The 26,312-nt window shown below is 70.9% G+C and carries 25 protein-coding genes; 19 read left to right on the forward strand and 6 right to left on the reverse strand.

Annotated elements, in window-relative coordinates; translation table 11 throughout:
* Positions 1 to 392, forward strand: a 392-nt coding sequence (locus tag LWC33_RS06340) for a 4-hydroxy-2-oxovalerate aldolase family protein (protein WP_504937464.1), incomplete at its 5' end; no start/stop codon positions are given.
* Between the two features lie 36 nt (positions 393 to 428).
* On the opposite strand, the gene LWC33_RS06345 is transcribed toward LWC33_RS06340, so the two are convergent.
* On the reverse strand, positions 429 to 2,237 hold the full coding sequence (locus LWC33_RS06345) for an AMP-binding protein (protein WP_233303284.1): 1,809 nt from the start codon (positions 2,235 to 2,237) through the stop codon (positions 429 to 431).
* Here LWC33_RS06345 and LWC33_RS06350 point away from each other — a divergent pair.
* From LWC33_RS06350 to LWC33_RS06360, 3 genes are all read left to right on the forward strand, one after another.
* Complete coding sequence (locus LWC33_RS06350; RefSeq protein WP_233303285.1) at positions 2,212 to 3,702, forward strand: AMP-binding protein; 1,491 nt, start codon at positions 2,212 to 2,214, stop codon at positions 3,700 to 3,702. The genes LWC33_RS06345 and LWC33_RS06350 overlap by 26 nt on opposite strands.
* Before the next feature lie 68 nt (positions 3,703 to 3,770).
* Complete coding sequence (locus LWC33_RS06355) at positions 3,771 to 4,952, forward strand: acyl-CoA dehydrogenase family protein (protein ID WP_233303286.1); 1,182 nt, start codon at positions 3,771 to 3,773, stop codon at positions 4,950 to 4,952.
* 2 nt (positions 4,953 to 4,954) lie between these two features.
* The gene (locus LWC33_RS06360; RefSeq protein ID WP_233303287.1) at positions 4,955 to 6,952 is read left to right on the forward strand and encodes an AMP-binding protein; all 1,998 of its coding nucleotides are present in this window, start codon (positions 4,955 to 4,957) and stop codon (positions 6,950 to 6,952) included.
* 25 nt (positions 6,953 to 6,977) lie between these two features.
* Here LWC33_RS06360 and LWC33_RS06365 read toward each other — a convergent pair whose 3' ends face one another.
* A complete protein-coding gene (locus LWC33_RS06365; RefSeq protein WP_233303288.1) occupies positions 6,978 to 7,733 on the reverse strand; it encodes a FadR/GntR family transcriptional regulator in 756 nt (251 codons plus the stop codon).
* 96 nt (positions 7,734 to 7,829) lie between these two features.
* On the opposite strand from LWC33_RS06365, the gene LWC33_RS06370 reads away from it, so the two are divergent.
* From LWC33_RS06370 to LWC33_RS06435, 14 genes are all read left to right on the forward strand, one after another.
* Positions 7,830 to 8,903: an acyl-CoA dehydrogenase family protein gene (locus tag LWC33_RS06370; protein ID WP_233303289.1), complete on the forward strand. Its 1,074-nt coding sequence runs from the start codon at positions 7,830 to 7,832 to the stop codon at positions 8,901 to 8,903.
* 71 nt (positions 8,904 to 8,974) lie between these two features.
* Positions 8,975 to 10,141 (forward strand): acyl-CoA dehydrogenase family protein, encoded by a 1,167-nt coding sequence (locus LWC33_RS06375; RefSeq protein ID WP_233303290.1) that lies wholly within the window; start codon positions 8,975 to 8,977, stop codon positions 10,139 to 10,141.
* Between the two features lie 16 nt (positions 10,142 to 10,157).
* Positions 10,158 to 10,922, forward strand: coding sequence for an SDR family NAD(P)-dependent oxidoreductase (locus LWC33_RS06380; RefSeq protein WP_233303291.1), 765 nt, complete (start codon positions 10,158 to 10,160; stop codon positions 10,920 to 10,922).
* Positions 10,923 to 12,095 carry a thiolase family protein gene (locus LWC33_RS06385; protein WP_233303292.1) on the forward strand — a complete coding sequence of 391 codons (1,173 nt, stop codon included), beginning with the start codon at positions 10,923 to 10,925 and terminating at the stop codon, positions 12,093 to 12,095.
* Between the two features lie 2 nt (positions 12,096 to 12,097).
* Complete coding sequence (locus tag LWC33_RS06390; protein WP_233303293.1) at positions 12,098 to 13,312, forward strand: acetyl-CoA hydrolase/transferase family protein; 1,215 nt, start codon at positions 12,098 to 12,100, stop codon at positions 13,310 to 13,312.
* Complete coding sequence (locus LWC33_RS06395; protein WP_233303294.1) at positions 13,309 to 14,232, forward strand: hydroxymethylglutaryl-CoA lyase; 924 nt, start codon at positions 13,309 to 13,311, stop codon at positions 14,230 to 14,232. Before LWC33_RS06390 ends, LWC33_RS06395 begins: the two co-directional genes overlap by 4 nt.
* Before the next feature lie 51 nt (positions 14,233 to 14,283).
* The gene (locus LWC33_RS06400; protein WP_233303295.1) at positions 14,284 to 15,042 is read left to right on the forward strand and encodes an SDR family NAD(P)-dependent oxidoreductase; all 759 of its coding nucleotides are present in this window, start codon (positions 14,284 to 14,286) and stop codon (positions 15,040 to 15,042) included.
* Positions 15,039 to 15,893, forward strand: coding sequence for a 1,4-dihydroxy-2-naphthoyl-CoA synthase (gene menB, locus LWC33_RS06405; protein WP_233303296.1), 855 nt, complete (start codon positions 15,039 to 15,041; stop codon positions 15,891 to 15,893). The genes LWC33_RS06400 and menB overlap by 4 nt, the downstream gene beginning before the upstream one ends.
* Before the next feature lie 15 nt (positions 15,894 to 15,908).
* Positions 15,909 to 16,685: an enoyl-CoA hydratase/isomerase family protein gene (locus tag LWC33_RS06410; protein WP_233303297.1), complete on the forward strand. Its 777-nt coding sequence runs from the start codon at positions 15,909 to 15,911 to the stop codon at positions 16,683 to 16,685.
* 23 nt (positions 16,686 to 16,708) lie between these two features.
* The gene (locus LWC33_RS06415; RefSeq protein ID WP_233303298.1) at positions 16,709 to 17,515 is read left to right on the forward strand and encodes an enoyl-CoA hydratase/isomerase family protein; all 807 of its coding nucleotides are present in this window, start codon (positions 16,709 to 16,711) and stop codon (positions 17,513 to 17,515) included.
* Positions 17,515 to 18,363: an enoyl-CoA hydratase/isomerase family protein gene (locus LWC33_RS06420; protein WP_233303299.1), complete on the forward strand. Its 849-nt coding sequence runs from the start codon at positions 17,515 to 17,517 to the stop codon at positions 18,361 to 18,363. The genes LWC33_RS06415 and LWC33_RS06420 overlap by 1 nt, the downstream gene beginning before the upstream one ends.
* Before the next feature lie 2 nt (positions 18,364 to 18,365).
* Positions 18,366 to 19,322 (forward strand): DUF7064 domain-containing protein, encoded by a 957-nt coding sequence (locus LWC33_RS06425; RefSeq protein WP_233303300.1) that lies wholly within the window; start codon positions 18,366 to 18,368, stop codon positions 19,320 to 19,322.
* Positions 19,319 to 20,344: a phosphotransferase family protein gene (locus tag LWC33_RS06430; protein WP_233303301.1), complete on the forward strand. Its 1,026-nt coding sequence runs from the start codon at positions 19,319 to 19,321 to the stop codon at positions 20,342 to 20,344. Before LWC33_RS06425 ends, LWC33_RS06430 begins: the two co-directional genes overlap by 4 nt.
* Before the next feature lie 28 nt (positions 20,345 to 20,372).
* Complete coding sequence (locus LWC33_RS06435; protein ID WP_233303302.1) at positions 20,373 to 21,581, forward strand: CaiB/BaiF CoA transferase family protein; 1,209 nt, start codon at positions 20,373 to 20,375, stop codon at positions 21,579 to 21,581.
* On the opposite strand, the gene LWC33_RS06440 is transcribed toward LWC33_RS06435, so the two are convergent.
* On the reverse strand, positions 21,578 to 22,480 hold the full coding sequence (locus LWC33_RS06440) for an SDR family oxidoreductase (protein WP_233303303.1): 903 nt from the start codon (positions 22,478 to 22,480) through the stop codon (positions 21,578 to 21,580). The genes LWC33_RS06435 and LWC33_RS06440 overlap by 4 nt on opposite strands.
* A 51-nt stretch (positions 22,481 to 22,531) precedes the next feature.
* Complete coding sequence (locus LWC33_RS06445; protein ID WP_233303304.1) at positions 22,532 to 23,332, reverse strand: enoyl-CoA hydratase-related protein; 801 nt, start codon at positions 23,330 to 23,332, stop codon at positions 22,532 to 22,534.
* 146 nt (positions 23,333 to 23,478) lie between these two features.
* On the opposite strand from LWC33_RS06445, the gene LWC33_RS06450 reads away from it, so the two are divergent.
* Entirely contained in the window at positions 23,479 to 24,138 is a 660-nt protein-coding gene (locus LWC33_RS06450; RefSeq protein WP_233303305.1) for a TetR/AcrR family transcriptional regulator, read from the forward strand.
* A gap of 16 nt (positions 24,139 to 24,154) precedes the next feature.
* Here the strand turns inward: LWC33_RS06450 and LWC33_RS06455 are convergent, their stop codons facing one another.
* Positions 24,155 to 25,309 (reverse strand): acyl-CoA dehydrogenase family protein, encoded by a 1,155-nt coding sequence (locus tag LWC33_RS06455; protein WP_233303306.1) that lies wholly within the window; start codon positions 25,307 to 25,309, stop codon positions 24,155 to 24,157.
* The gene (locus LWC33_RS06460) at positions 25,309 to 26,304 is read right to left on the reverse strand and encodes an NAD(P)H-dependent flavin oxidoreductase (RefSeq protein ID WP_233303307.1); all 996 of its coding nucleotides are present in this window, start codon (positions 26,302 to 26,304) and stop codon (positions 25,309 to 25,311) included. Before LWC33_RS06460 ends, LWC33_RS06455 begins: the two co-directional genes overlap by 1 nt.
* Positions 26,305 to 26,312 lie beyond the last annotated feature (8 nt).

Below are 26,312 nucleotides of genomic sequence, written 5' to 3' on the forward strand. Positions count from 1 at the left end.
GCAAGGGAGGCGTCGACCCGCGTCACCCCCTCCTCGACGCCTCCCTTGCCGGGCACGGCGCCGGCGCCGGGAACTGTCCCATCGAGGCCTTCATCGCGGTCGCGGACCTCCACGACTGGGACCACGGCTGCAACCTGTTCGCCCTGCAGGACGCCGCGGACGACCTCGTCCGCCCGCTGCAGGACCGGGCCGTGCGCGTGGACCGGGAGACCCTCACCCTGGGTTACGCAGGGGTGTACTCCAGCTTCCTGCGCCACGCCGAGCGCGCCGCGACGCAGTACGGCCTCGACACGCGGGACGTTCTCGTCGAGGTCGGCCGCCGCGGCCTCGTCGGCGGCCAGGAGGACATGATCGTCGACATCGCCCTCGATCTCGCCGGGAACCGCTCCTGAGAGCGGTCCCCGGCGCAGCGGGCGGACCAGCGTCCGTCAGGTCCCGGTCCGCGCCAGGTCGCGGAGCAGGAACTTCTGGATCTTGCCGGTCGCGGTCATCGGCAGTTGGGCGACCAGGACCACCTTCTCCGGCAGCTTCTGCATCGAGATGTCTCGTTCCTTCAGGAACGACGCGATGTCCTCGAGCGTCGGCCGCTCGCCGGGCGTCGGCACCACCACGGCGCACGCCTTCTCGCCGAGCCGCTCGTCCGGGTAGGGCACGACTGCGACCTGGGCGACAGCGGGATGGGCCAGCACGTATCCCTCGATCTCGGCGGCACTGAGGTTCGTGCCCCCGCGGATGATGATGTCCTTGAGTCGGCCGGACACCCGCATGTAGCCGAGTTCGTCGAACTTCCCCAGGTCGCCCGTGTGGTGCCAGCCGTCGGAGTCGATGGTGGCAGCTGTGCGCTCCGGGTCGCGCCAGTACCCGAGGATGGCGCCGGGGCCGCGATAGCAGATCTCGCCCTCCTCCCCGACGGCCGCGGGATCACCGTCGGGTCCGAGTAACTGGAGCTCGACGCCCTCCAGCGCCGGCGTGCCGTCCGAGCCCGCCCGCCGCTCGAGGGGGTCCCCCGGATGACAGCAGGTGACAGCGAGCAACTCGGTGCAACCGTAGAGCGGCATGAGGACGCCACCGTCGAAGGCCTGGTCGAACTCGACGGCCAGGGCCTCGGGGATGGGCGCGCCGGCGCACAGCCAGAAGCGCATCGAGGAGAGGTCGAGTTTGGCCTCGCGCTGGGCGTCCAGTGCCATCCGCACGAAGGGCGTCGCCGTGGCCGAGGCCGTACAGCGGTACCGCTCGATGCGGCGCAGCGCCTCGGTCGGCTCCCAGACGTCGAGCAGGTGCGTCTCGGACCCTGCCGCGAGGGGCACGAGCACCCCGACCAGCAGGCCGGTGGCGTGCGCGACGGGGGACGGCATGAACATGACGTCGTCCTGTCGCGTCTGGAACACGTCCCGGGCCAGGCCGCGGGCGGAGAAGTCGATCGTGTTCCAGGTATGGACACAGCCCTTGGCGGTCGACTCGGTACCGGACGTGTACACGATGACGTGCGGGTCGTCGGGGTCCGGGTACTCGCCGAGGTCCACGGGTTCGGCGATGGCGCACGCCTCGTCGAACGCCAGCTCACCGGCGTTCGGAGTGGCGCGCGCGATGATCAGGGTCGCGAGCGCCGGGATCTCACGCTGCAGGGCGCGGAACATCCCGGCGTGGTCGAACCCGCGGAACTCGCCGGTCGTGACGGCGGCGACGGCGCCGGAGTTGCGCAGGACGTGCGCGACCTCGGTCTGTCGGTACACCGTCATGATCGGCACCGTCACCGCGCCGATGCGGTTGATCGCCAGGTACGCGACCACGAACTCCGTCCAGCTGGGCAGCTGGACGACGACCCGGTCCCCGCGCCGGACGCCGAGGCGCAGCAGGGTGGCGCCGAGGCCGTGTGCGTTTTCGCGGAGCGTGCCGTAATCCAGCTCCGTCGTCCCGTCTGACACGAATCGCCGGTCCGGGGTGGCCTCCGCCCAACGGTCGAGGAGGGCGGCAGCGGAACCGTCCTGCCACCATCGGTTCTCGCGGAAGCGTCGCTGCGTCTCCTCGTCGTACCGGTCGTGCACTGTCAGGGCGGGGGTCTCGGCAGTGACCATCGGTGTTCTCTCCGCTTCGTCGCGAACGCCCGGTTGTGATCGGGCGCACGATGCTAGCGAGAAGACGTCGGCCTTATCAATGGTCGGTCCAAAAGTTAGGCTGTCTCCCATGTATCCCGGTGTGCACTCGGCGACGATGCCGGACAGGCTCGCCCTGGTCATGGCAGGGAGCGGGGATCGAATCACCTGGGCCGAGCTCGATGCCCGTAGCGCGGCGCTGGCGACCGTCTGGCACCGCGCCGGCCTGGCGACCGGTGACGTCCTACTCCTCGTCCTGCCCAACGACGTCCGCTGGGCCGAGATCGCGTGGTCCTGCTGGCGCAGCGGCCTGGTGCTCGCCCCGGTCAACACTCATCTCGGTGCGGCCGAGCTCGCGCCCCTGGTCCAGATGGCGAGGCCGGCCGCCGTGGTGGCGGGGGCGGAGCTCGTGCCGAAGGTGCGGGCCGCTGTGGGTCTTGCGGGGATTCCGGACCCGGTGTGGTCGGTCGTCGATGAGGGCTACGACCGGATGGTCTCCGCGGCCCGCCCGGACGACGCTCCGGCGGAGACGATGGGCGGGCGGCTGCTGTTCAGCTCGGGCACGACCGGTCGACCCAAGGCGTTCCGCGAGAGCCCTTCGGGCGTACACCCTCGCGAGGTCTCGCTGCGGTACGCCCCGATGATGACCGACCTGGGCGTGGTCCCGCGCCCGGGCGAGGAGCCGCCGACGTTCCTCAGTCCCGGTCCCGCCTATCACACAGCGCCGATGGGCTTCTTCCATGCGGTGCACCAACTCGGCGGCACCGTCGTCATGGCCGAGCGCTTCGGCGCCGAGGAGTCCCTCTCCGCGATCGAGCGGCACGAGGTGACGCACAGCCTGTGGGTGCCGACGATGTTCGCCCGCATGCTGCGGCTCCCGGCGGAGGTCAGGGGACGCTACGACCTCGGCTCCCACCGTGTCGCGGTGCACGGCGCCGCTCCCTGCCCGCCGTCGGTGAAGCGCGCGATGCTCGAGTGGTGGGGCCCGATCCTCCACGAGTACTACGGCTCGTCGGAGGGCTACGGGAGGACCTCGATCGGGCCCGAGGAGTGGCTCGCGCACTCGGGCTCGGTCGGTCGGGCCAAGGGTGGTGCGATCCGCATCGCCGACGCCGACGGGCGCGACCTGCCGGTGGGGGAGACCGGGGACGTCTGGCTCGTCCGTCACGGCGCGCCGGAGCCGAGTCGTCGGGCGGACGGTGCGGCCGACCTGGCGTCGACGCCGGGTTGGGGATGTGCCGGCGATCTCGGCAGGCTCGACGACGAGGGGTACCTCTACCTGTCGGGCCGTGGCTCGGAGCTGATCATCACGGGCGGGGTCAACGTCTATCCGCCCGAGGTCGAGGACGTGCTGGCCCTGCATCCGGCGGTGGCCGACCTCGCCGTGTTCGGGGTGCCTGACGGTGACCTCGGTGAGCAGGTCTGCGCGGCGGTCCAGCCGCTGGGTCCCCCCGGCCCCGGACTCGCGGCAGAACTCGTGGAGTACTGCCGGCAACGGTTGGCGCACTTCAAGTGCCCGAGGGTCATCCATGTCGTCGAGCGGCTGCCCCGGACCGAGGCGGGCAAGGTGCGCCGGGGCGATCTGCGGACGCTGTTGCAGGACCGGTGAGTAGTCTCTCTTCCACAGGTTTGGTCTGACCGTTAGCATATTAAGCGCTACGGACCGAAGGAGCTTCGATGGATCTGGCGGACACCCCCGAAGAGGCGACGTTCCGGCGGCGGGTACGGGCCTGGCTTGCCGAGTCGCTCCCTGCGCTGCCCTGGCCCGAACCGGTCGAGCTCGTGGACAAGCTGCCGTTCTGGAGGCAGTGGCAGCGGATGCTGTTCGACGGCGGGTTCGCCGGGATGTCGTGGCCCCAGGAGTACGGCGGCCAAGGAGCCGACGCCCGGATCCGAGCGGTCTTCACGGACGAGGCGGACCGCGCCGGCGCCCCGGAGCGGCTGAACACTGTCGGCGAGGACTTCGCCGGGCCCACGATCATCGCGTTCGGAACCGACGCCCAGAAGGAACGCTTCCTGCGCCCGATCCTGGCCGGTGACGAGCTGTGGTGCCAGCTGTTCTCCGAGCCGGATTCCGGTTCCGACCTGGCCTCGCTGCGGACGAAGGCCACGAAGGTCGACGGCGGGTGGCGCATCTCCGGGCAGAAGATCTGGACCAGCCGGGCCCACCTCGCGACGAACGCGATCCTGCTGGCCCGGACGGGCGGCTCCGACCTGCCGCGGCACAAGGGGATCACCTACTTCCTCCTGCCACTGGCGAGCGAAGGCGTGACGGTCAGGCCGCTGGCCCACATGCTGGGCGAGGCGGAGTTCAACGAGGTCTTCCTCGACGACGTCTTCGTGCCGGACGACCTGGTCCTCGGCGAGGTGAACGGCGGCTGGAAGGTCGCCATGGCGACGCTCGGCTTCGAGCGGGTCGGGATCGCGACCGGCCGGGTGAACACCAAGCGCGCGGTGGACGACATCGTCTCCGAGATCCGCGGGATGACCGGCGCGGACGGCACCCCGCTCGGAGCGGACCGCGTCGTCCGGCAGAAGGTCGCCGACCTCTACGGGCGTGCCCTCGTGCACAACGCCATCGGGCAGCGGGTCCTCTCGCTCGCTGCCGACGGCGCGGCACCCGGACCGGTGACCTCGATCGGCAAGCTCTACTTCTGCCCACTGGTCGAGGACCTGGCCGACTTCCGGCAGTCGCTGTCCCCGCTCGGCGGACAACTGGCGACGACCGAGCAGGCCGACGCCGAGAGCCGCTGGCAGCGGTTGGCCTACCAGGCCCGCGGCACCGCCATCGCCGGTGGCTCGACGTTCATCCAGCGCAACATCGTCGCCGAGCGGATGCTCGGCCTGCCGAGGAGCTGATCGTGTCGACCGTCTCCGAGACGCACGAGGGACAGGACACCGCCTACGTCTGGACGCCCGGGCCGGACTACCTGGAGTCGGCCAGGGTCGCCCGCTTCGCCCGGCGACACGGGATCGAGGGGATCGCCACGCTGCGTGAGCGCTCGGTCGCCGACGTGGGGTGGTACTGGGGCGCTGTCGTCGAGGACCTCGGGCTGCCGTTCAGCTCTCCGTACACACAGGTGCTCGACGACTCGCAGGGCATCACCGACCCCGACTGGTTCGTCGGCGGTGAGCTGAACGTCGCGGACGCGTGCCTGGCTCGCTGGGCGGCCGATCCCGAGTTCCGTGACCGTCCCGCCGTCGTGCACGAGGACGAGCGCGGCGCGGTCGACGGGCTCACCTTCGCCGAGCTCGACGACCGGGTGCGACGGGTTGCGGCAGGGCTCCGCGAGCTCGGCGTCGGCCGCGGGGACGCGGTGGCGCTGTACCTGCCGATGGCCGCCGAGGCGGTGGTCGCCTTCTATGCGGCGGCCCGGCTCGGGGCGGTGCTGGTCCCGCTCTTCTCCGGGTTCGCCGCCGGTGCGGTCGCGTCGCGGCTGGACGACGCCGACGTCCGCGTGGTGATCGTCGCAGCCTCGACGGTCCGACGGAAGCGCACGGTGGCGATGCTGCCGACGGTGCGGGAGGCAGTGCGTCACTGTCCGGGCGTGCGGCATCTCGTCGTCGTCGGCGGCGAGGGGCACCCTGACGCCGCCGTGCCCGAGGTGCCGTGGCAGGACGTCCTCGCGCACGATCCGGACGCCGGTCCCGCGGTGCAACTCCCGGCGACCGAGACGCTCCTGCTGGCCTACACCTCCGGCACCACCGGCCGTCCGAAGGGTGCGGTGCACACTCACGCCGGCTTTCTCGTGAAGACGGCGTCGGAGGTCGCCTACTCGTTCGACGTCGGCCCCGGCGGCGTGTTCTGCTGGATCACCGACATGGGCTGGATCATGGGCCCGCTGTCGATCGTGGGAACTCATTCCAACGGCGGCACCCTCGTGCTGTACGAGGGTTCGCCGGACGTACCCGACCTGAACCGGCTCTGGAGCCTCGTCGAGCGACACCGGGTCACGATGCTGGGCGTCTCCCCGACGCTGATCCGCACCCTGCGGACCCGCGACACCGACCTCTCCGGCTTCGACCTGAGGTCGGTGCACACCCTCGGTTCGACCGGGGAGCCGTGGGACGCCGAGTCCTACGACTGGTTGGCGCGGACCGTGTTCGGTGGCCGGGTCCCGATCATCAACTTCTCCGGGGGCACCGAGGTCGGTGGCTCGTTCCTGGCGCCCTACCCGATCGAGCCGATCCGCAGCTGTTCCCTCGGCGGGCCCTCGCTGGGGATGGACGTCGACGTCGTCGACGCCTCGGGGAAGTCGGTACGCGGCGAGGTCGGCGAGCTGGTCTGCCGCCAGCCGTGGCCCGCGATGACCCGGGGGATCTGGCGTGACCGGGAGCGCTACCTCGAGGCCTACTGGTCCACGTTCCCCGGGATGTGGCGGCACGGGGACCACGCGGTGGTCGACGCCGACGGACAGTGGTACCTGCGCGGGCGGTCGGACGACGTCATGAACGTCGCGGGTAAGCGACTGGCGCCGGCGGAGGTCGAGGCCGTGCTGATCGCGCACCCCGACGTGGCGGAGGCCGCCGTCGTCGGAGTGCCGGACGCCAAGAAGGGCGAGGCGGTCTGGGCGTTCTGGGTGCCGCGACAGGGCGACCCGAGCGCTGCGCCGGAGGAGATCGCCGCGGAGCTGCGCGCACGGGTGGCGGACGAGCTGGGCAAGCCGTTCGCACCTTCGCTGCTCCGCCCCGTGGCACAGCTGCCCAAGACCCGCTCCGCGAAGATCATGCGGCGGGCCGTCCGGGCCGCCGCCCTCGACGAGGATCCCGGGGACCTGTCCGGGGCGGAGAATCCCGAGGCGCTCGAGGTCGTTCGTGCGGCGGCGCGGGACGCGAAGCGTGCCTCCGATGCCCGCTGACCGAGCGAGCGGTGGTCACGCCCGGTCAGTGGTCGGCGACGGAGATCTCGGTCCGGCTGTCCGCCTCCAGCGCCGCCGCGGCGTAGGAGTGGACGTGCCGGGCCATCCGCCGCACCGCGGCGTCGGGGTCGCGTTCCGCAACGGCGCGGGTCACCGACCGGTGGGCCCGCACGGCGATGGAGCGGACCTGCTCGTTGACGAAGCCCTCGTTGTTCGTCGTGGTGTAGATGGCCCGCGAGAGCGCCATCATGATTCCGGTGAGGATCTCGTTGTGGCCCGCCTCGGCCACGGCGATGTGCCAGGCGACGTTCGCCCGCAGGAAGTCATCCAGGTTCTCGGCCGCGGCGACCTCGTCGTTCGTGACGTCGAGCCGGCGCAGGTCGGTCGGCGTGTGATGCAGAGCCGCGAGCCGGGCGCAGGACGGCTCGACGGCCTCCCGGGTCTCGTGAACCGAGGCCAGCCGGAGATGTCGGCCCCGGATCAGCAGATCCAGCGAGCTGGCCACGGACTCCCCGCCGGGCTGCTGCACGAACGCGCCGCCCGAGCGACCCGCGCGAATCCGGATCAGCCCTTGCACCTCGAGGATGCGCAGCGCCTCACGCACCGTGGTGCGGCTCATCCGGGTCTGGACGACCAGTTCGCGTTCGGGGGGCAGGGGGGTGCCCTCGCTGTACTCGCCGGACAGGATGCGCTCGCGAAGCTCGTTCGCCAGGACGTCCGAGGCCTTGGGTACCTCCATCGCCGGGAGCCGGATCACCGATCGGGCGTCGTTCGAGGCCATCGCGCGCCTTCCTTGGTCTAAAGGTCTGACCCAATCTAGCATCGACAGAGGCGACGCACGGTGCGGTGCGCATCGCGGATCGACGAGGAGCAGGACATGCGTTGGGAACTCTCCGCCGAGCAGGCCGACTTCCGCTCGGTGCTCGCCGACTGGCTGACGGAGGTGTGCGCACCCGAGACGTTGCGCAGCTGGCTGGACGCCGGCGACCACGGCGCGTTCGAGGAGCGCTTCGCGGCCGACGGGTGGTTCGGTGTCGGGTCGCCGGAAGACCTCGGGGGCGAGGGCGGCGGGCTCGTGGAGCTCGCCCTCGCGGCCGAGGAGCTCGGGCGCCGTGGGGCGCCGTCGTCGGCCTGGCTGGGGTCGATGCTCGCCCTCCCGGCCCTCGCGCGGGACGCCGAAGCGGCCAAGACGCTACTGGCGGACGGGATGACGACGGTCCTTGCGGTGCCGTCAGGCGCGGCCCCGAACGGACGGCACGCCCTGGCGGGAGACGGCGGTCTGCGGGGAGCGATCTCGACGGTGCTGGCCGCGACCCGGGCTCGGCGCTTCGTCGTCCCGGTCGAGGACGGAACGCTGCAGCTGGTCGAAGCGGGCCAGGACGCCGTGCGGGTGCACGGACGGGAGCTGACCGATAGGACTCGCACCGTTGGCGACGTGGAGTTCGACGGTGTGCACGGCACGACGATCCCGGGCGACGCGGCCGAGGTGCTCGAGCAAGCGGCCCTGCGTGCCGCGGTGCTGGTGTCGGCCGACGCCCTCGGGGTGATGGAGCGAATGCTCGACGAGACGGTGGAGTACGCCGGTCAGCGCCGTCAGTTCGGCGTCCCGATCGGATCCTTCCAGGCGGTCAAGCACGCGGCGGCGGAGATGCTCGTGAAGGTGGAGTCGGCGCGGTCGATCGTCTATCTCGCAGCGGCTTCCGTGGAGGCGGGGCTGGACGACGCACCTCTGCACGCCGCGGCTGCGAAGGCGCAGGTCTGTGGCGCTGCCGCCGTGGCCGCCGACACGGCGCTCACTCTGCACGGGGCCATCGGATACACGTGGGAGCACGACCTCCAGATCTTCTACAAGCGGGCCAAGCTCGACGCCCAGTTGTTCGGCTCCGTCGCGGAGTGGAACGAACGGCTCGCGGCCAGGCTGGAGCTCCTGCCGGGAATGTCACAGGGCTGAGTGTGTACTTTGGTCAGTCCTTTGTTATGATTAGACCGGTACCAAGACGACGTGGTCCTTGGAGGGGCGCGATGGATTTCGAGCTCACGGACGATCAGGCGACGATCCGGGACGCGGTCCGGGACCTCGCAGGCAAGTTCGACGACCAGTACTGGATGGAGCACGACCGGGACAAGGAGTTCCCGACCGAGTTCTACGACGCACTGGCGTCGGGCGGCTGGCTCGGCATCACCACACCTGAGGAGTACGGCGGACACGGATTCGGGATCACCGAGGCCTCCATCCTCATCGAGGAGGTCGCCAAGTCCGGCGGTGGCATGAACGCGGCCAGCTCCATCCACCTGTCGATCTTCGGCATGCACCCGGTGATCAAGCACGGCTCGGAGGAGTTGAAGCAGCGCACGCTGCCGCGGATCGTCGACGGCTCGCTGCACGTCTGCTTCGGCGTGACCGAGCCGGGCGCGGGCCTGGACACCACCCGGATCACGACGTTCGCCAAGCGCGAGGGTGACCACTACCGCATCAACGGGCGCAAGGTGTGGATCTCCAAGGCGATGGAGTCCGAGAAGGTCCTGCTGCTCACCCGCACCCAGAAGGTCGACGAGGTCGCGAAGAAGACGGACGGCATGACGCTGTTCCTCACCGACCTGGACCGCTCCAAGATCGACATCCGGCCCATCCCGAAGATGGGGCGCAACGCGGTCACGTCCAACGAGCTGTTCATCGACGACCTGATTGTCCCAGTCGAGGACCGGGTCGGCGAGGAGGGCCAGGGCTTCAAGTACATCCTCGACGGGCTCAACCCGGAGCGGATGCTGGTCGCCGCCGAGGCTCTCGGTATCGGCAGGGTCGCGCTGGACCGCGCGGTCACCTACGGCAACCAGCGCGAGGTGTTCGGCCGTCAGATCGGCATGAACCAGGGCATCCAGTTCCCACTGGCGGACTCGCTGGCCCACCTCGACGCGGCCGAGCTCATCCTGCGCAAGGCGACCTGGCTCTACGACCAGGGCAAGCCGTGCGGCCGCGAGGCCAACACTGCGAAGTACCTGTGCGCCGAGGCGGGTTTCCAGGCCGCGGACCGCGCCCTGCAGACCCACGGCGGCATGGGGTACTCCGAGGAGTACAACGTCGCCCGGTACTTCCGCGAGGCCCGGCTGATGAGGATCGCGCCGCTGTCGCAGGAGATGGTGCTCAACTACCTGGGCTCGCACGTGCTGGGCCTGCCCCGCAGCTACTAGGAATGGGGAGCTACTGATGCCCGCACTCGACGTTTTCTCGCTCGACGGTCGCGCCGCGCTCGTCACCGGTGCCGGTGGTGGCATCGGTGCCTCGGTCGCGCACGCCTTCTCCCGTGCCGGTGCAGCCGTCCTGGTCACCGATGTGAACGAGGACGCGGCCCGTGTTGTCGCCAAACAGATCGTCGAGGCGGGGGGCGTCGCCGACAGTCAGGTGCTCGACGTCCGGGATCGCGCGGCAGCCGACGCGGCTGCGGCGAGGGCCGCCGATCTCGGCGGTGGTGTGCTGCACGTCCTCGTGAACAACGCGGGAGCGATCTCGCCGGCGATGTTCCCCAAACTCACCGAGGACGCCTTCCGGCGGATCGTGGAGATCCACCTGATGGGCTCGTTCACCGTGTCGCAGGCGGCGCTGCCGTTCCTCGCCGACGACGGGTCGGGCCGGATCCTCAACGTCACCTCGGCGGCCGGGCTGGTCGGCACGATCGGCCAGGCCAACTACGGCGCCGCCAAGGCCGGGATCGTCGGGCTCACCAAGTCCCTGGCCAAGGAGCTCGCCCGCAGGCAGATCACCGTGAACGCGCTGGCCCCGCTGGCGGCCACGGCGATGACCCAGAACATCCGGGACAACGAGAAGCTCGCGGCCAAGACCCTGGAGCGGATCCCGCTGCAGCGGTGGGCGGACCCGGACGAGATCGCGGCGAGCTTCGTCTTCCTCGCCTCGCCCGCAGCCGGATACATCACCGGCCAGGTGCTGCCGGTCGACGGCGGGACGGTGATCTGAGTGCCGCTGCAGGGCCGGGACGTCTTCGTCGTCGAAGGCGCGCGGACGCCGTTCGGCAGGTCCCACCCGGAGAAGGGGTGGTTCCGCGACACCCACCCCAACGAGCTCCTCGGCGCGGTCTACCGCGACCTGCTCGGCCGCGCCGGCATCGCGCCCACGGTGGTCGAGGACCTCGTGGTGGGCTGCACCGCCCCCTTCGGCGAGCAGTCGCGCAACATCGCCCGCAACGCCTGGCTGCAGGAGGGCTACCCGCCCGAGATCCCCGCCGTCGTGCTGGACCGGCGCTGCGGGTCCGCGCAGACGGCGAGCGAGATGGCCGCGTCGCTGGTCGCCTCCGGGGTGCACGACGTGGTGATCGCCGCCGGTGTCGAGCACATGGGCCACGTGCCCATGAACTCGCCCAGCAAGATCTCCGAGCTCTACGGCGAGCCGTGGACGGCGAAGATGTGGGAGCGGTACGACTTCGTCTCGCAGGGCGAGAGCGCCGAGCTGATCGCCGAGAGGTGGGAGCTGTCCCGCGAGGAGATGGACGAGTTCGCCGCGCGGTCGCACCGACTGGCCGCGGAGGCCATCGAGGCGGGCAAGCTCGAGGACGAGCTGATCGACTGGGAGCTCGACGGCGAGGTCCGCCGCGGTGACCAGACTGTGCGGCCGGGCACCACCACCCAGACCCTCGCGGGGCTCAAGACCGTGTTCCGCCCCGAGAACGGCCGGATCACCGCGGGGTCCTCCTCGCCGATCTGCGACGGGGCGGCGGGTGTCCTGCTCGCGTCCCGCCAGGCCGTGGACGAGCACGGGCTCACCCCGCGGGCCAAGATCCTCGACCAGACCACCGTGGGTGTCGACCCGATCATCATGCTGACCGGCCCCATCCCGGCCACGCACAAGCTGCTCGAGCGCAACGGGCTCAGCATCTCCGACATCGACCTGTTCGAGGTCAACGAGGCGTTCTCCTCGGTGGTGCTGGCCTGGCAGCGCGAGCTCAAGCCGGACATGGACCGGGTCAACGTCAACGGCGGCGCCATCGCGCTCGGCCACCCCGTCGGGGCCACCGGCGGGCGGCTGCTGGCCACGATCGTCGCCGAGATGGAGCGCAGGGACACCGAGCTGGGCCTGGTCACCATGTGCTGCGGCGGTGGGCTCGGCACGGCGACCCTGCTGCAGCGGGTCTGACCATGATCGACCTGCGGCCGCACATCCGGGAGGGCGACGGCGTCTGGTGGAGCCAGGCCGGGGCGGAGGCCACTCCACTGGTCGACGCACTGCTCGACCAGGTGGCCGACATCGGCCCGGTGCGGGCATTCTGCGGGCTGAGCTTCAACCGGCGACTGCGCGAGGTGCCCTCGCAGCTCACCCTGGCCTCGTACGGCGCGATGGGGGAGCTCAGAAGGGCCCGTGACCTGCAGGTGGTACCGGCCCACTACTCGGTGCTGCCGCGGCTCTTCGCCGAACGGGCTCTGCCCGGGGATGTCGGGCTGGTTCAGGTGTCCCCGCCGGGGCCGGACGGCGTGTGCTCGTTGGGCATCGGCGTGGACTACGCCGGGGACGCGGTGCGGCACAGCAGGCTCCTGATCGGCGAGGTCAACCACCGGATGCCCCCCAGCACCGGCACGCCCGGCATCCCGTTGGACCGCTTCGCCGCGACGATCGAGACGGACCGGCCGCTCCCGGAGGCCCCGGACCGCGCGCCGGACGCCGTGGACGAGGCCGTTGCCGCCCGCGTCGCCGAGCTGGTCGAGGACGGGGACACCGTGCAGATGGGCGTCGGCTCCCTGCCGACGGCGATCATGGACGGCCTCGTCGGGCACCGTGACCTCGGTTTCCATTCCGGCATGCTCACCGACGGGGTGCTGCGGCTGGTGGAGAAGGGCGTGCTCACCGGGCGGCGCAAGGAGATCGACGAGGGCCTGCTGGTCACCGGCACCGCGATCGGCAGCGCTGAGCTCTACGCCCGCATCGGAGAGCTGCCCGTGCTCTTCCGGCCCGCGAGCTACACCCACGACCCCGGCGTCCTCGCCCGGCTGCGCCACCTCGTCGCGATCAACTCCGCGATCGAGGTGGACCTGTCCGGGCAGGTCAACGGCGAGGCTGTTGGCGAACGCTACCTCGGCGGGATCGGCGGCCAGGCGGACTTCTCCGGCGCAGCCGCCCGCACCGGCGCCCGCTCGATCATCGCGCTGCGCTCCAGGGCCGGCGCGGCCTCGACGATCGTGCCGCGGCTGCGCGGGCCGGTGAGCACCGGCCGTGCCGACGTCGATGCCGTCGTGACCGAGCACGGGACCGCCTGGCTGCGGGGCTGTCCGCACGACGAGTACGGCGAGCGGCTCGTCGCCGTGGCCGCGCCCGAACACCGAGACGACCTGTACCGAACCCTCCGGGAGGAATCGTGACCAGACCGGACAAGGTCCACATCCGTGAGGTGGGACCGCGCGACGGCTTCCAGAACGAGCCCGAGCACATCCCCACGGACGACAAGGTCCGCCTGATCGACGCACTGGGGCGCTCCGGGTTCACCCGCATCGAGGTGGCGAGCTTCGTGCGGCCGGACGTCATCCCCCAGTTGTCCGACGGCGTCGAGGTGCTCAACCGCATCGACGTGCCGGACGACGTGCGGCTGATGGTGCTGGTCCCGAACAGCAAGGGGCTGGACAACGCCCTGAAGGTCCGGGAGAAGTTCCACGACGCGGCGATCTTCGTGAGCGCGTCGGAGACGCACAACAAGAAGAACGTCAACCGTGCGATCGCGGACACCATGGCGGACAACGACGTCATGGCCGAGCGAATCCGCAGCGAGGGCCTGGGCTGCGCGGCGGTCATCGCCACCTCGTTCGGCTGCCCCTACGAGGGAAAGGTCGAGATGGACCAGGTGCTGTCCATCGCCGAGCGCTTCGCCGAGGCGGGCGCCACCGAGGTCGGCTTCGGGGACACCACCGGCATGTGCAACCCGGCCTACGCCCGGGACTTCTTCGCCGCCGCCCTCCAGCGGCTGCCCGGCGTCGAGGTCACTGCGCACTTCCACAACACCCGCGGGCAGGGGCTGGCCAACGCCTACGCCGCGCTCGAGGCCGGCTGCACCAGCTTCGAGTCCAGCTTCGGCGAGCTGGGGGGCTGCCCGGTCCCCAAGGGCTCGACGGGCAACATCGCCACCGAGGACCTGGTGAGCATGTTCCACGAGATGAACGTCGACACCGGGATCGACCTGCCGAGTGTCATCGAGGCGGCCCGCGAGGCGCAGCACGTGCTCGGCCGCACCCTGACCAGCCACTCGCTCATCGCGGGGCCGATCGACTGGCACCTGCAGAGCGCCTGAACCCTCCCGGCCTGAACCCGACACTGCACTCCCCGACGAAGAGGACCACCCATGAGTAACCGCACCGCGTTCGTCACCGGCGGCGCCCAGGGCATCGGCAAGGGCATCACCACCACGCTGGGCGCGCACGGCTTCGCCGTCGCCGTCGTGGACCTGAACACCGAGGCCGCCCAGGCCACGGCGACCGAGATCGTCGAGGCCGGCGGTCGGGCGATCGCCGTGCAGGCCGACGTGACCGACACGGCGTCGGTGCAGGCCGCGGTCAAGACCGTCACCGAGGAGCTCGGCCCGGTCGAGGTCGCGGTGAACAACGCGGGTTGGGACGACTTCATGCCGTTCCTGAAGACCACCGAGGACTTCTGGGACCGCATCCTGGAGATCAACTTCAAGGGTATGCTCCGCGTCACCCACGCCGTCGTGCCGGGCATGGTCGAGCGCGGTTTCGGTCGCGTGATCAACATCGGCTCGGACGCCGGCCGCGTGGGCTCCTCGCTCGAAGCGGTCTACTCGGGGGCGAAGGGCGGCACCATCGCCTTCACCAAGACCCTGGCCCGTGAGGTCGCGACCAAGGGCGTCACCGCCAACACGGTCTGCCCCGGTCCGACGGACACCCCGGCGCTGCGCAAGTTCGCCGACGCGTCCGGCCAGGACGCGGACAAGGTGATCGGCGGGATGACGCGGGCGGTTCCGATGAAGCGGCTGGGGCTGCCGGAGGACGTCGCGGCCGCTGTCGCGTTCTTCGCCTCCGACACTGCCGGGTACATCACGGGCCAGACGCTGTCCGTCAGCGGTGGCCTCACGATGGCGTGAGGGTCTCCGGACCACGCGAGCCGGTGGAATGGGCGGATGTCGGCAAGGCCCATGGGTACACCGACATCCGCCTGGACCACTCCGGTGACGGCATCGCCAAGATCACGATCTGCCGGCCGGAGGTGCGCAACGCCTTCCGGCCGCAGACCCTGATCGAGGTCTCCGACGCACTGACCCGCTCGCGGGAGGACGGCACGATCGGCGTGATCGTGCTGACCGGGGAGGGGCCGGACGCGTTCTGCTCGGGCGGCGACCAACGCGTCCGCGGCGACACCGGTTACCTGGAGGAGCCCGGTGGCGTCGGCCGGTTCCACGTCACGGACCTGCACGTGCAGATACGCAGGCTGCCCAAGCCCGTCGTCGCGATGGTGGCGGGCTACGCCATCGGCGGCGGGCACGTGCTGCACCTGGTGTGCGACCTGACGATTGCGGCGGACAACGCCCGATTCGGCCAGGTCGGGCCTAAGGTCGGCTCCTTCGACGGCGGCTACGGCTCCGCGTTGCTCGCCCAGCAGGTGGGGCAGAAGCGCGCCAAGGAGTTCTGGCTCCTCTGCGAGCAGTACGACGCCGCCGAGGCGCTCGAGATGGGCCTCGTGAACACCGTCGTGCCGCTCGCCGAGCTCGAGACGGAGACCGTCGCCTGGTGTCGCCGGATGCTGCGGCTCTCCCCGATGGCGCTGCGGCTGAGCAAGGCGAGCTTCCACGCGGCGGAGGACGGTCTCGCGGGCATCCAGCAGCTGGCCCATGACACCAACCTGCTCTTCTACGCCTCGGAGGAGGCGCAGGAGGGCCGCGAGGCGTACAAGGCGAAGCGGGTCCCCGACTTCGACCGTTTCCCCCGCCGCGCCTGACCGAGAGGACCGACCATGACCGACGCATCCGTGGTGACCTGGGAGGACGCCGCCGACGGCGTCCTCGTCGCGACGATGGACCGCAAGCCCGCCAACGCCCTCGGCCCGCCGATCATCGACGGGCTCAACGCCCTGGTCGACGAGGCCGAGCAGCGCGGGACACGGGTACTCGTGCTCACCTCGGCCATCCCCGGCTTCTTCGCCGCGGGCGCCGACATCAAGCACATGGGCGGCATCGACGCGGACTCCTTCCGCGCCTACGGCGACCGGTTGCGCGGCGCGGTGGAACGGCTGGCCGGGGCCGACCTGGTGAGCATCGCGGCGGTCGAGGGCGTCGCGCTGGGCGGGGGCCTCGAGCTTGCGATGGCGTGCACGATGCGGGTCTCGGGCGCCGAGGCGAAGTACGGCCTTCCCGAGGTCCGGCTCGGTCTGATCCCGGGCGCCGCCGGTACCCAGCGTCTGCCCCGGCTGGTCGGGAGGGGCCGGGCGATCGACATCATGGCCACCGCCCGCCAGGTCCCCGCCGACGAGGCAAAGGCGATCGGCCTCGTTGACCGTCTGGTGACCGCCGGTGGTGCCCGCGAGGCCGCCTTGGAGCTCGCCGAGGAACTGGCCGCGCTGTCCCGCCCCGCGATCACCGCCGTGATCAACACCGTCGACGCGGCGTTCGATCTTCCGTTTGCCGAGGGGCAGAAGTACGAGATCGACGAGATCCAGGGCCTGTTCGAGCACGGCGAGGCGCGTGAAGGCCTCACCGCGTTCCTCGAGAAGCGGTCGCCGAAGTTCGCCTGAGCCCGATCGAGAGGACGACACCGATGTCGGACGAGGGACACACCACACTGAGGCTGGAACGGCCACGGGACGGCGTCGTCGTCCTCATCTTGGACCGTCCGGACCGGCTCAATGCCATGACCGCGACCATGTTCGGCGAGCTGGAGACGGTCGCCCGCGCTCTCGACCGTGAGGAGGGGCTCCGGGTCCTGGTATTGACCGGCGCCGGGAAGGCCTTCTGCGCCGGCTACGACCTCGCCGACGCGGAGCAGCTGCCCGGCCTCGGCGCGCTGGGCATGCTCGAGCTGCAGGAGAAGGCGGCGCGGGCACTGGCGGCACTCCGTGGTATCCGTGTCCCGGTCATCGCCGCGGTCAACGGGGCGGCGGCAGGCGGGGGGCTGTCCCTGGCGCTCGCTGCGGACATCCGGCTGGGTTCGCCACGGGCGAGGTTCAACGCGGCATTCGTGAAGATCGGGCTGTCGGCGGGTGATCTCGGCGCGTCCTGGCTGCTGCCGAGGTTGATAGGACCTGCGGCGGCCGCCGAGTTCGTCTACTCCGGCCGCATGATGGGTGCCGAGGAGGCCGAGCGCACCGGTCTGGTCAACCGCGTGGTGCCCGAGGAGGACCTGCTGGCCACCGCGCTGGAGATGGCCGAGCAGATCTGCGGCAACTCTCCGGGCGGGGTGCAGCTGTCCAAGCGGGCGTTGCAGGCGAACATGGAGGTCAACTCCTACGCCGCGGCGCTCGAACTGGAGAACCGCGGGCAGGCCCTGCTGACCCGGAGCGAGGACATGGCGGAGGCCCTGACGGCGTTCCGCGACGGCCGCGCCCCGACCTTCCGAGGCCGTTGATGACTGCCACGGACAGCCCGACCGTGCCGACCGCGCCCGCCCGCACGGTGATCGAGCTGGAGACCCTCCTCCTCGAGCTGCGGGCGGACGGAGTCGCCGGGCTGACGGTGAACCGACCGGGCCGGGCGAACTCGCAGACCGTCACGATGTTCCACGAGTTCACGGACGCAGCCCTCGCGGTGCGGGACACCGGCGCCCGGGCGCTGATCCTGCGCGGCGCGGGGGACCGGGCGTTCTGCTCCGGCTTCGACCTCGCCGAGGTCGGCGCCATCCAGCAGATGGGGGTCCGGGAGTTCCTCCGTTTCCAGGAGGCCGCGACCGGCGGCCTGGCCGCGATCAGGCAACTGCCGTTCCCCGTCATCGCCGCGATCCACGGCCCCGCGGTCGGCGGTGGGCTGGCGCTCGCGCTGGCCGCCGACATCCGTCTCGCCGCCCCCACAGCCAAGCTGTCGTGTGCGTTCGTTCGCGTGGGCTTGTCCTGCGGCGAGCTCGGCACGTCCTGGCAGCTGACCCGATTGCTCGGCTACGGGCGAGCGGCCGAGCTGGGCTTCACCGGCCGGATCGTCGGCGCCGCCGAGGCGGAGCGGATCGGCCTGGTGAACCGCGTCGTGCCGAGCGAGGACCTGTTCGCCGAGGCCGACGCCCTGGCTGCGGCGATCTCCGGCAACTCGCCGGGCGGTGTCCGGATGTCGAAGCGGGCCCTGCTGCGCAACGAGGAGATCTCCTCGTACGGGGCGGCCCTGGAGTTGGAGAACCGCGGGCAGGCGCTACTCACCTGTACCGAGGACATGCCCGAGGCCCTCGCCGCGTTCACCGAGGGCCGTGCGTCCCGTTTCACCGGGAGGTAGCGATGACCGCCACGACTCCGTCCGGGCTCCACGTCCCCGACCCCGGCTTCGGCCCTCACGACGACCTCCGCCACTGGCCGACCAGTCCCGGTGGCCGGATGCGCGACTCCCTGTTCTGGGAGATGATCATGCCTGACGAGCGGCTCGGGCTGCAGGTCTACCTGTACCTGACGGCGCACGGGAAGTGCGGGTTCAACGTGTCCGTGTGGGGCCCGGACGGCGAGCCGCTGGCCCTGGAACTCGACGGCGGCACGGTGCCGGAGGACATGGACCTCGACGACTTCCGGCTCAAGGGCCTGGCGATCCGGCAGCCGGAGCTGCGGCGCACGGCCGAGGTGACCTACGAGAGCGACAAGGTCCGTCTCGAGTACCGCTTCGAGGCGATCCAGGACGCCTTCAGCTACCGCTCCAACCCGGACGGCCTCCCCGAGTGGTTCGCCGCCAACCGCCTCGAGCAGACGGGTCGGGTGAGCGGCTTCCTCGAGGTCGCGGGGCGGCGCATCGAGTGGGACCGGCGCATGGGGCACCGCGACCACTCCTGGGGCAACCGGGACTGGGGTGTGCCGCACCACTGGAAGTGGTTCGTGGCCTACACCGACTCCGGGCGCGCGATCAACGGCTGGATCTGGATCGCGGGCGGCGAGTGGGGCTTCGCGGGCTCCGTGCTCAAGGACGGCGTCACGGTCCCGGTGTCGCACATCGAGCACCACGCCACCTACCACGACGACATGTCCCAGAAGCGGCTCGAGGCCACGCTCGTCGACACCGCGGGCGGCCGGACCGAGGTCACCTTCGACCGCTACGGCCTGGTCAAGCTGCCGACGAACGACAAGATGGCGACCGAGATCTGGGAGTCGGCCTGCGACGCCACGATTGACGGCGAGCCCGCTGCCGGGCAGTGGGAGACGCATTGGCCCCGCGAGTACCTGAACCACCTCGTCGCGAGCAGGAACCGGTGAGCCCTGCCGACGCGGAGGCCGGCTGGGGCTGGTCGGAGGCCGACCTGGCCGCGCTGGAGACGTTCCTGGTCAAGCACGGCGTGGCGGACGGCCCGCTCACCTCGCGGCGGATCGGGGACGGGCACTCCAACCTGACCTACCTGGTCTGCGGCAGCCGCGACGTCGTCGTCCGGCGGCCGCCGCCCCCGCCGCTGCCGCCGGGCGCGCACGACGTCCTGCGCGAGGCCCGCTTGCTGGCGGGGCTCGCCGGGACCGGCGTGCCCGTGCCCGAGGTGCTGGCCACGGCGGAGGTGGGGGAGGTGATGGACAGCCCGCTATATGTGATGAGCCACGTACCCGGCCCGGTCGTCACCATCCGCACGCCGCCCGAGCTGACCGAGCACCGCCGCGCGATCGGCGAGTCGATGGTCGACACCCTGGCCCGCCTGCACGCCGTCGACTGGCAGTCCGCCGGGCTGGCCGAGATGGGCAGGCCGGAGGGCTTCAACGGGCGGCACCTGCGCCGCATGCGCCGGCTCGTCGCGGACGCCGACGGGAACCCACCCCCGGCGTTCGCCGACATCGACGCCTGGCTCGAGGCCCACGTCCCGGCCGAGTCCGGCGCGACCCTGGTGCACAACGACTACCGGCTCGGCAACGTCATCCTCGGCCCGTCGGGCGCGGTGGCGGCGGTGCTGGACTGGGAGCTGGCGACGATCGGCGACCCGCTGTTCGACGTCGGCTACTTCCTCGCCTCCTGGCCGGTCGCGGGGGAGCCACTCACCCCGACCGCGGAGCTGGGCGCGGCCGTGCTCGAACCCGGATACGCGACGAGGGACGAGCTGGCCGAGCGCTACGCCGCCACGACCGGGCGGGACCTGTCCGGACTGCGCTGGTACACCGCGCTGGCCCTGTGGAAGCTCGCCGCGCTGTACGAGTACAGCCACCGCCGCACGCTCGCCGGCCACGGCGACCCCTACTACGCGGATCCGGCGCTGGTCCGCTCGTTCCTCGCTGCGGCCGAGACGGCCGCCGGGCTGTGATCCGCGAGACCGGGCAGGGGGTGCGTTGATGACGACGGACGAGCTGCGACCGGCCCACGCCCTGAGCGGTATCCTGGTCCTCGACCTCGGACAAGTCTACAGCGGACCCTACTGCACGATGCTCCTGCAGGAGCTCGGCGCAGACGTCGTCAAGATCGAGCCCTTCGAGGGCGAGCCCATACGCTGGCGAGCTGACGGCGCGGACGGGAATGCGGCCTTTCAGCTGCTGAACGCGGGCAAGCGAAGCCTGCGGCTCAACCTCAAGACCGAAACGGGCCGTGAGCTGTTCCTGCAGCTCGTGGCTCTCGCCGACGTCGTGGTGGAGAACTTCGCGCCCGGCGTACTCGACCGGCTGGGACTGTCCTATGCCGCGCTGCAGGCCGCCAACGAGCGGATCGTGCTCGCCTCGGGCAAGGGCTACGGGCTCTCCGGACCGCACCGCGATCTGCGGGGCATGGACGTCACCGTCCAGGCGATGACCGCGATCGTCGCGACGACCGGCTTCCCCGACCAGGCCCCGGTCAAGGCCGGCGCCGCGGTGGTCGACTTCTCCTCGGGCGTGCACCTCGCCGCCGCGGTACTCGCTGCGCTGTTCCAGCGCGAGCGCACCGGCCGCGGCCAGCAGGTCGAGGTGGCCATGCAGGACGCGATCCTGCCGACCCTGGCATCGAACATCGGTGGTTACCTGGAGCACGGTGAGGCGTTCCCCGACCGCACGGGCAACCGGCACGGCGGCCTGAACGTGGTGCCCTACAACGTCTACCCGGCCGCCGACGGCTGGATCGCGATTCTCTGCATCCGTCCGCGGCACTGGCAGGCGCTGTGCTCGCTGATGGAGCGCGCCGACCTCGCCGACGATCCGGAGTTGGCCACCCCCGTCGGCCGGGTACGTCGCATGGACGAGGTGGACGCGGCGGTGGCGGACTGGACCCGCACGCGGGAGAAGGACACGGTGTTCGCCCTGCTCCACAAGGCCGACGTGCCGGCCGCCCCGGTCCGCACGTTGTCGGAGGTGGTCGACGACGAGCACGTCCGACATCGCGGAATGCTGCGTGAGCTGACCGACGGCGAGCGGCGCTGCACGGTCTTCGGGAGCCCCTTACGGCTCGGCGACTCCGCGCCGACCCGTCCGTCCTACCCGCCCCGCCTGGGCGAGCACTCGGATGTGGTGCTCGAGGAGTTGCTCGAGCTCGGCCGGACCGAGCTCGAGCAGCTCCGGCGGGACGGGGTGATCTAGCTGCGCTGTGCCTTCGACGCCGCGCTGGCGGCCTTGCTCTTCTCCCGGGCCGCGGCCCAGTCGTCGGCGGTCATCGACGTGAGACCCGCGAAGGTGCCGGGGCCCGCGAGCATCTGCCCGCCGTCCATCGCGATGGTCTGGCCGGTCAGATAATCGCAGGCGTCGGACAGGAGGAAGATCGTGAGGTTGGCCAGCTCCTCGATGGTTCCGGTGCGGCCCATCGGGATCTGGTCGGCCTGGGTGGCTCCGACGGAGCTCTTGTCCGTGGGGTTGAGCATCTCCCAGGCGTAGTCCGTGGGGATGGGGCCGGGGGCCACGGCATTGAGCCGGATCCCGTATCGCGCCCACTCCACGGCCAGCGACATCGTCATCGAGTGCACGGCGGCCTTGGCCATCGCCGACGGGGTGACGAACGCGGAGCCGGTCCACACCCACGTCGTCAGGGTGGAAAGCACGCTGCCGGGCAGACCGGCGGCGATCCACCGTTTCCCGGCCGCGTGTGTCGTGTGGAACGACCCCTTCATGACGGTCCCGCTGACGGCCTCGAAAGCTCGCGGGCTCAGCGACTCGGTGGGGGCGATGAAGTTGGCTGCGGCATTGTTCACCACGCTCGTGAGCGGGCCGTGCTCCTGCCACAGTGCTTCCATCGCGGCATCGACACCGTCTCCATCACGGACGTCGACCGTCTGGATGTGGGCGGACCCCGGGCGGGACCCGGCCGCCTCGGTGGCGGCCTCCTCGAGGACGTTCGGGCGGCGACCCCAGAGATGGACCTCGGCACCGTGCTCGACCAGGTGCCGGGCGACACCTCGACCGAGGCCGGTCCCGCCACCGGTGATGAGAATGCGCTTGCCTGCCAGCAGGTTCGGCGCGAACGGGCTCTTCTTCGACTGCATCATGTCGCTCCTTCGCGAGTTCCCGTCCGGGCCGGACCGGTCGTGCCGTCGAGCTCAGTGCGAGCGGTACTTGCCGAACTCGGGCTGGCGCTTCTCGTTGAAGGCGGTGATGCCCTCGCGCGCCTCGTCCGTCTCGCCGAACAGCTTGAGCGTGGAGTAGGCCAGGTTGCCGATGCTGATCAGGTGCTCGGTGTCGGTGTTGAACGACTGCTTGAGCACCTTCAGCGCGGTGGGGGAGTAGGTCAGCATGGTGTCCGCCCACTCCCGGACCGCCGAGCGCAGCTCGGCGGCCGGGACGACCTTGTTGACCAAGCCCCACTCCTGCGCCTCCGTGGCGCTCAGCCGCCGGAGCATGAACCAGATCTCGCGGGCCCGCTTCTCGCCCACGACGCGGGCGAGGTACCCGGAGCCGAGGCCGGCGTCGAAGGAGCCGACGCGCGGGCCGTTCTGGCCGAACGTGGCAGTGTCGGCGGCGATGGTCAGGTCGGCGAGGACGTGCAGCACGTGGCCACCACCGATGGCGATGCCATTGACCGCTGCGACCACCGGCTTCGGAACGTCGCGGATCACGCGATGCAGGGCTTCGACCTCGAACAGGCCGGTCTCCGAGGGACCGTAGTCCCCGGTCTCCATCCGCTGCTTCTGGTCGCCACCGGAGCAGAACGCCTTCTCGCCGGCGCCGGTCAGGGCCAGTACACCGACCTCGTCGTCCGCCCAGGCGAGCTTGAACGCGTGGACGAGCTCGTCGACCGTGCGGGCTCGGAAGGCGTTGTAGCGGTCGGGGCGATTGATCGTGATCCAGGCGAGGCCGTTGTCGACCTCGTAGGTGATGTCGGTGAACTCCTCGGGCTTCATCGTGACCTCTCCTCAGCGGTGAGTGTGGGCGGGACCCAGCGGCCGGGCAGCCGCTATTTGGCCAGACCTTTATATCATCGGTCCGATAATGCGGGAACGGCCTGCCGTCGTGTCCTCGATCGCTCGTGTGCTCGTAGCATCACGGCGTGGCAGGCGGCACGGTGCACCACGACGGGGTCGACGAAAAGGTCGACGGCAGGGCGACGCGTGCGCGGCGCCGGGACGAGACGCGCACGAGAGTGCTCGACATCGTCGAGCGCCGCCTTCGCGACGGCGAGACGTTCGCGGACATCAAGGTCGGCGAGCTTGTGGCCGAGGCCGGGCTCTCGCGGACCACGTTCTACGTCTACTTCCCGGACAAGGCCGACCTGTTGCGGGCGTGGTACGACGAGGTCAGCGACTCGATCATGGCGGCGGCGGGGCGCTGGTGGTCCCTCGACGGGACGGCGACGGTGGACGACGTGCGTGCCGTCCTGCGGGGGATCGTCGACGCGTACCGGCCGCACCCGGAGCTGATGGCGGCCACGCACGAGGCGGTGGGCTACGACCGCGGGGTGCGCGCCGCCGTCGAGGACGCGATGAGCCGCTACATCACGGGCCTGACCGAGCACATCACGGCGGGTCAGCGCGCCGGCTTCGTCGACCCCGCGCTTCCGGCCGCCGAGACGGCCTACTGGCTGCAGTGGATGGCGGAGCGGGGACTGCACCGGATGGTGCGGGTCGAGGAGGAGCGCCGGACCGACGCCCTTCTCGACGCCTACAGCCGTATCGTGTGGAACACGCTCTACGCACCCGTGCAGCGGTGACACCTTCGCACCCCGGTCAGAACGCGACGGACTCCCGACCGAGGATCTCCCGCGAGATGATCCTCTTCTGGATCTCGGACGTGCCGTCCGCCACCAGGTAGGCCATCACGTCGCGGAACCGCTGCTGCAGGGGGAACTCCGCGGAGTAGCCGAGGTTGCCGTGGATCTTCATCGCGGCCTCGATGGCGTCCTTGGCGACGACCGGTGGCCACCACTTGCTCATCGACGCGAGCGAGGTGTGCGGCTTCCCCTCCGCGCGCAGCCAGAGCGCGCGGTAGCACAGCCACCGGGCCGCCTCGAGGTACGTCGCGTGCTCGGCGAGCGGGAAGGACACGCCCTGGTACTCACCGATCGGCCTGCCGAACGTCTCCCGCTGGTTCGCGTACGTGGCCGCCTCGTCGAGGCTGGCCCGGGCGGCACCGAGGCACATCAGGCCGAGTGCGGCCCGACTGAAGTCGAAGTGATCCATGACCGTGTGGAAGCCTCGGCCGAGCTCGCCGATGAGGTGCTCGGTGGGCACGTGCACCTCGTCCATGTGGATCGAGCCCCAGCCGAGCGGGAGGCAACCCATGCCCGGCATCGGGCTGACCGTGACCCCGGGCGCGTCGAGCGACACCAGGAAACAGCTGACCCCCTTCGACCGGCTGGAGCCGGGCTCGCGCGCGTAGACCAGGGCTGCGGAGGCGTTGCACGCCCAGGTGATCGCCGTCTTCTCGCCGCTCAGCAGCCAGCCGTCGTCGATCGGTCGGGCGACCGTCGCGAGCGCACTCGCGTCCGAGCCGGACCCGGGCTCCGTCAGGGCGATCGCGACCGTCTCCCGGCCCTCGATCATCGCCGGTAGGTAGCGCTCCCGGACCTCCTTGGTGCCGTGCACCAACTGTGACGCGATGAGGCCGATCTGCACCGGCGCCGAGGCGAGGTTGACGTCGCCGTAGGCCAGCGTCTCGGTGGCCAGACCGAGCAGGACCGGGTCCTCGTCGCCGGTGCCGCCGTACTCCTCGGGGAGCCCGATCCCGAGCACGCCCAGCTCGCCGAGCTTGCGGAAGACCTCGAACGGGAACTCCGTCGATGCCGCGCGCTCCCGGTAGTTCGGCAGGAGTTCCTTACGTGCGAAGTCGGCGAGCGTGGCTCGGAACTCCTCGTGCTCCTCGTCGAACGCGAACGAGACCATCAGGCCGTCACCTCCAGGACGCCGGCGGGCACGGGTCGGCCGCACGCCGCCTCGTACTCCGCCACGATGCGGTCCGCGACCTCGGCCACGGGTGCCGCGCTGTCGATCTCCCCGACGCCCTGACCGGCGCCGAAGATGTCCTTCCAGGGCTTGTGCTCGCCGTGGACGTCCGAGAAGTCGATGGTCCCGGCAGACGCCAGCTTCTCCTCGTCGAAGCCGACCGCCTTCAGGCTCTCGGTCAGCCAGCTGCAGAGGACGCCCGTCACCGCGGCGGTCGCGGTCACGTCGCCCACCCGCGCCCGGACCAGCATGTCCCGGTAGGCCTCGTTCACCAGCGTCTCGCGGCACGCGATGAACCGCGTGCCCATGTAGGCGTAGTCGGCGCCGAGGACTTCGACGGCGCGGACCGCCCGCCCGGTCGAGACGGCACCGCCGACCACGATCGTGCCGTCGTAGAAGCGGCGGACCTCGTCGACGAAGGCGAACGGGGACAGGCGGCCGGTGTGCCCACCCGCTCCATGGCAGACGAGGACGAGTCCGTCCGCGCCTGCGTCGGCGGCCTTGCGCGCGTGCTCGACCGACATCACGTCGGCGAAGACGGCGCCGCCGTAGCCGTGGATCTCATCGAGCACACGCTTCGGCGAGCCGAGTGCAGTGACCACGACGTCCGGGCGGTACTCCTGCATCAGCTCGAGCTCGGCTGCGAACCGGTCGTAGCTCTTGTGAACGATCATGCTCACGGCCCACGACGGGGCGGTCAGGTCCGCCACCCCGTCGCGGATCGCGTCGAGCCAGCGGACGAGATCCTCGAACGTCCGAGCGTTCTGGGTCGGGAAGGACCCGACCAGTCCGCCCCGGCACGACTCCACGACCAGGTCGGGGCCGGAGACGAGGAACATCGGGGCGACGATGACCGGCGCGCGCAGCGCCTCCTTCGTGGCCCCGTCGGTGAGTGGTCTGCGCGGGGTCGCGGCAGCGTCGACGGTCGAACCCATAGGCTGAC

The sequence above is a fragment of the Pseudonocardia terrae genome (genome assembly GCF_021343995.1).
Classification (GTDB): Bacteria; Actinomycetota; Actinomycetes; order Mycobacteriales; family Pseudonocardiaceae; genus Pseudonocardia; species Pseudonocardia terrae.

Bases quoted from the DNA above. Each gene is read 5' to 3' on its own strand.
- LWC33_RS06350 (WP_233303285.1), top strand. From the start codon at position 2,212: ATGCCGGACAGGCTCGCCCTGGTCATGGCAGGGAGCGGGGATCGAATC.
- LWC33_RS06345 (WP_233303284.1), bottom strand. From the start codon at position 2,237: ATGACCAGGGCGAGCCTGTCCGGCATCGTCGCCGAGTGCACACCGGGA.
- LWC33_RS06355 (WP_233303286.1), top strand. From the start codon at position 3,771: ATGGATCTGGCGGACACCCCCGAAGAGGCGACGTTCCGGCGGCGGGTA.
- LWC33_RS06365 (WP_233303288.1), bottom strand. From the start codon at position 7,733: ATGGCCTCGAACGACGCCCGATCGGTGATCCGGCTCCCGGCGATGGAG.
- LWC33_RS06370 (WP_233303289.1), top strand. From the start codon at position 7,830: ATGCGTTGGGAACTCTCCGCCGAGCAGGCCGACTTCCGCTCGGTGCTC.
- LWC33_RS06375 (WP_233303290.1), top strand. From the start codon at position 8,975: ATGGATTTCGAGCTCACGGACGATCAGGCGACGATCCGGGACGCGGTC.
- LWC33_RS06380 (WP_233303291.1), top strand. From the start codon at position 10,158: ATGCCCGCACTCGACGTTTTCTCGCTCGACGGTCGCGCCGCGCTCGTC.
- LWC33_RS06390 (WP_233303293.1), top strand. From the start codon at position 12,098: ATGATCGACCTGCGGCCGCACATCCGGGAGGGCGACGGCGTCTGGTGG.
- LWC33_RS06400 (WP_233303295.1), top strand. From the start codon at position 14,284: ATGAGTAACCGCACCGCGTTCGTCACCGGCGGCGCCCAGGGCATCGGC.
- LWC33_RS06410 (WP_233303297.1), top strand. From the start codon at position 15,909: ATGACCGACGCATCCGTGGTGACCTGGGAGGACGCCGCCGACGGCGTC.
- LWC33_RS06415 (WP_233303298.1), top strand. From the start codon at position 16,709: ATGTCGGACGAGGGACACACCACACTGAGGCTGGAACGGCCACGGGAC.
- LWC33_RS06420 (WP_233303299.1), top strand. From the start codon at position 17,515: ATGACTGCCACGGACAGCCCGACCGTGCCGACCGCGCCCGCCCGCACG.
- LWC33_RS06425 (WP_233303300.1), top strand. From the start codon at position 18,366: ATGACCGCCACGACTCCGTCCGGGCTCCACGTCCCCGACCCCGGCTTC.
- LWC33_RS06435 (WP_233303302.1), top strand. From the start codon at position 20,373: ATGACGACGGACGAGCTGCGACCGGCCCACGCCCTGAGCGGTATCCTG.
- LWC33_RS06440 (WP_233303303.1), bottom strand. From the start codon at position 22,480: ATGATGCAGTCGAAGAAGAGCCCGTTCGCGCCGAACCTGCTGGCAGGC.
- LWC33_RS06445 (WP_233303304.1), bottom strand. From the start codon at position 23,332: ATGAAGCCCGAGGAGTTCACCGACATCACCTACGAGGTCGACAACGGC.
- LWC33_RS06455 (WP_233303306.1), bottom strand. From the start codon at position 25,309: ATGGTCTCGTTCGCGTTCGACGAGGAGCACGAGGAGTTCCGAGCCACG.
- LWC33_RS06460 (WP_233303307.1), bottom strand. From the start codon at position 26,304: ATGGGTTCGACCGTCGACGCTGCCGCGACCCCGCGCAGACCACTCACC.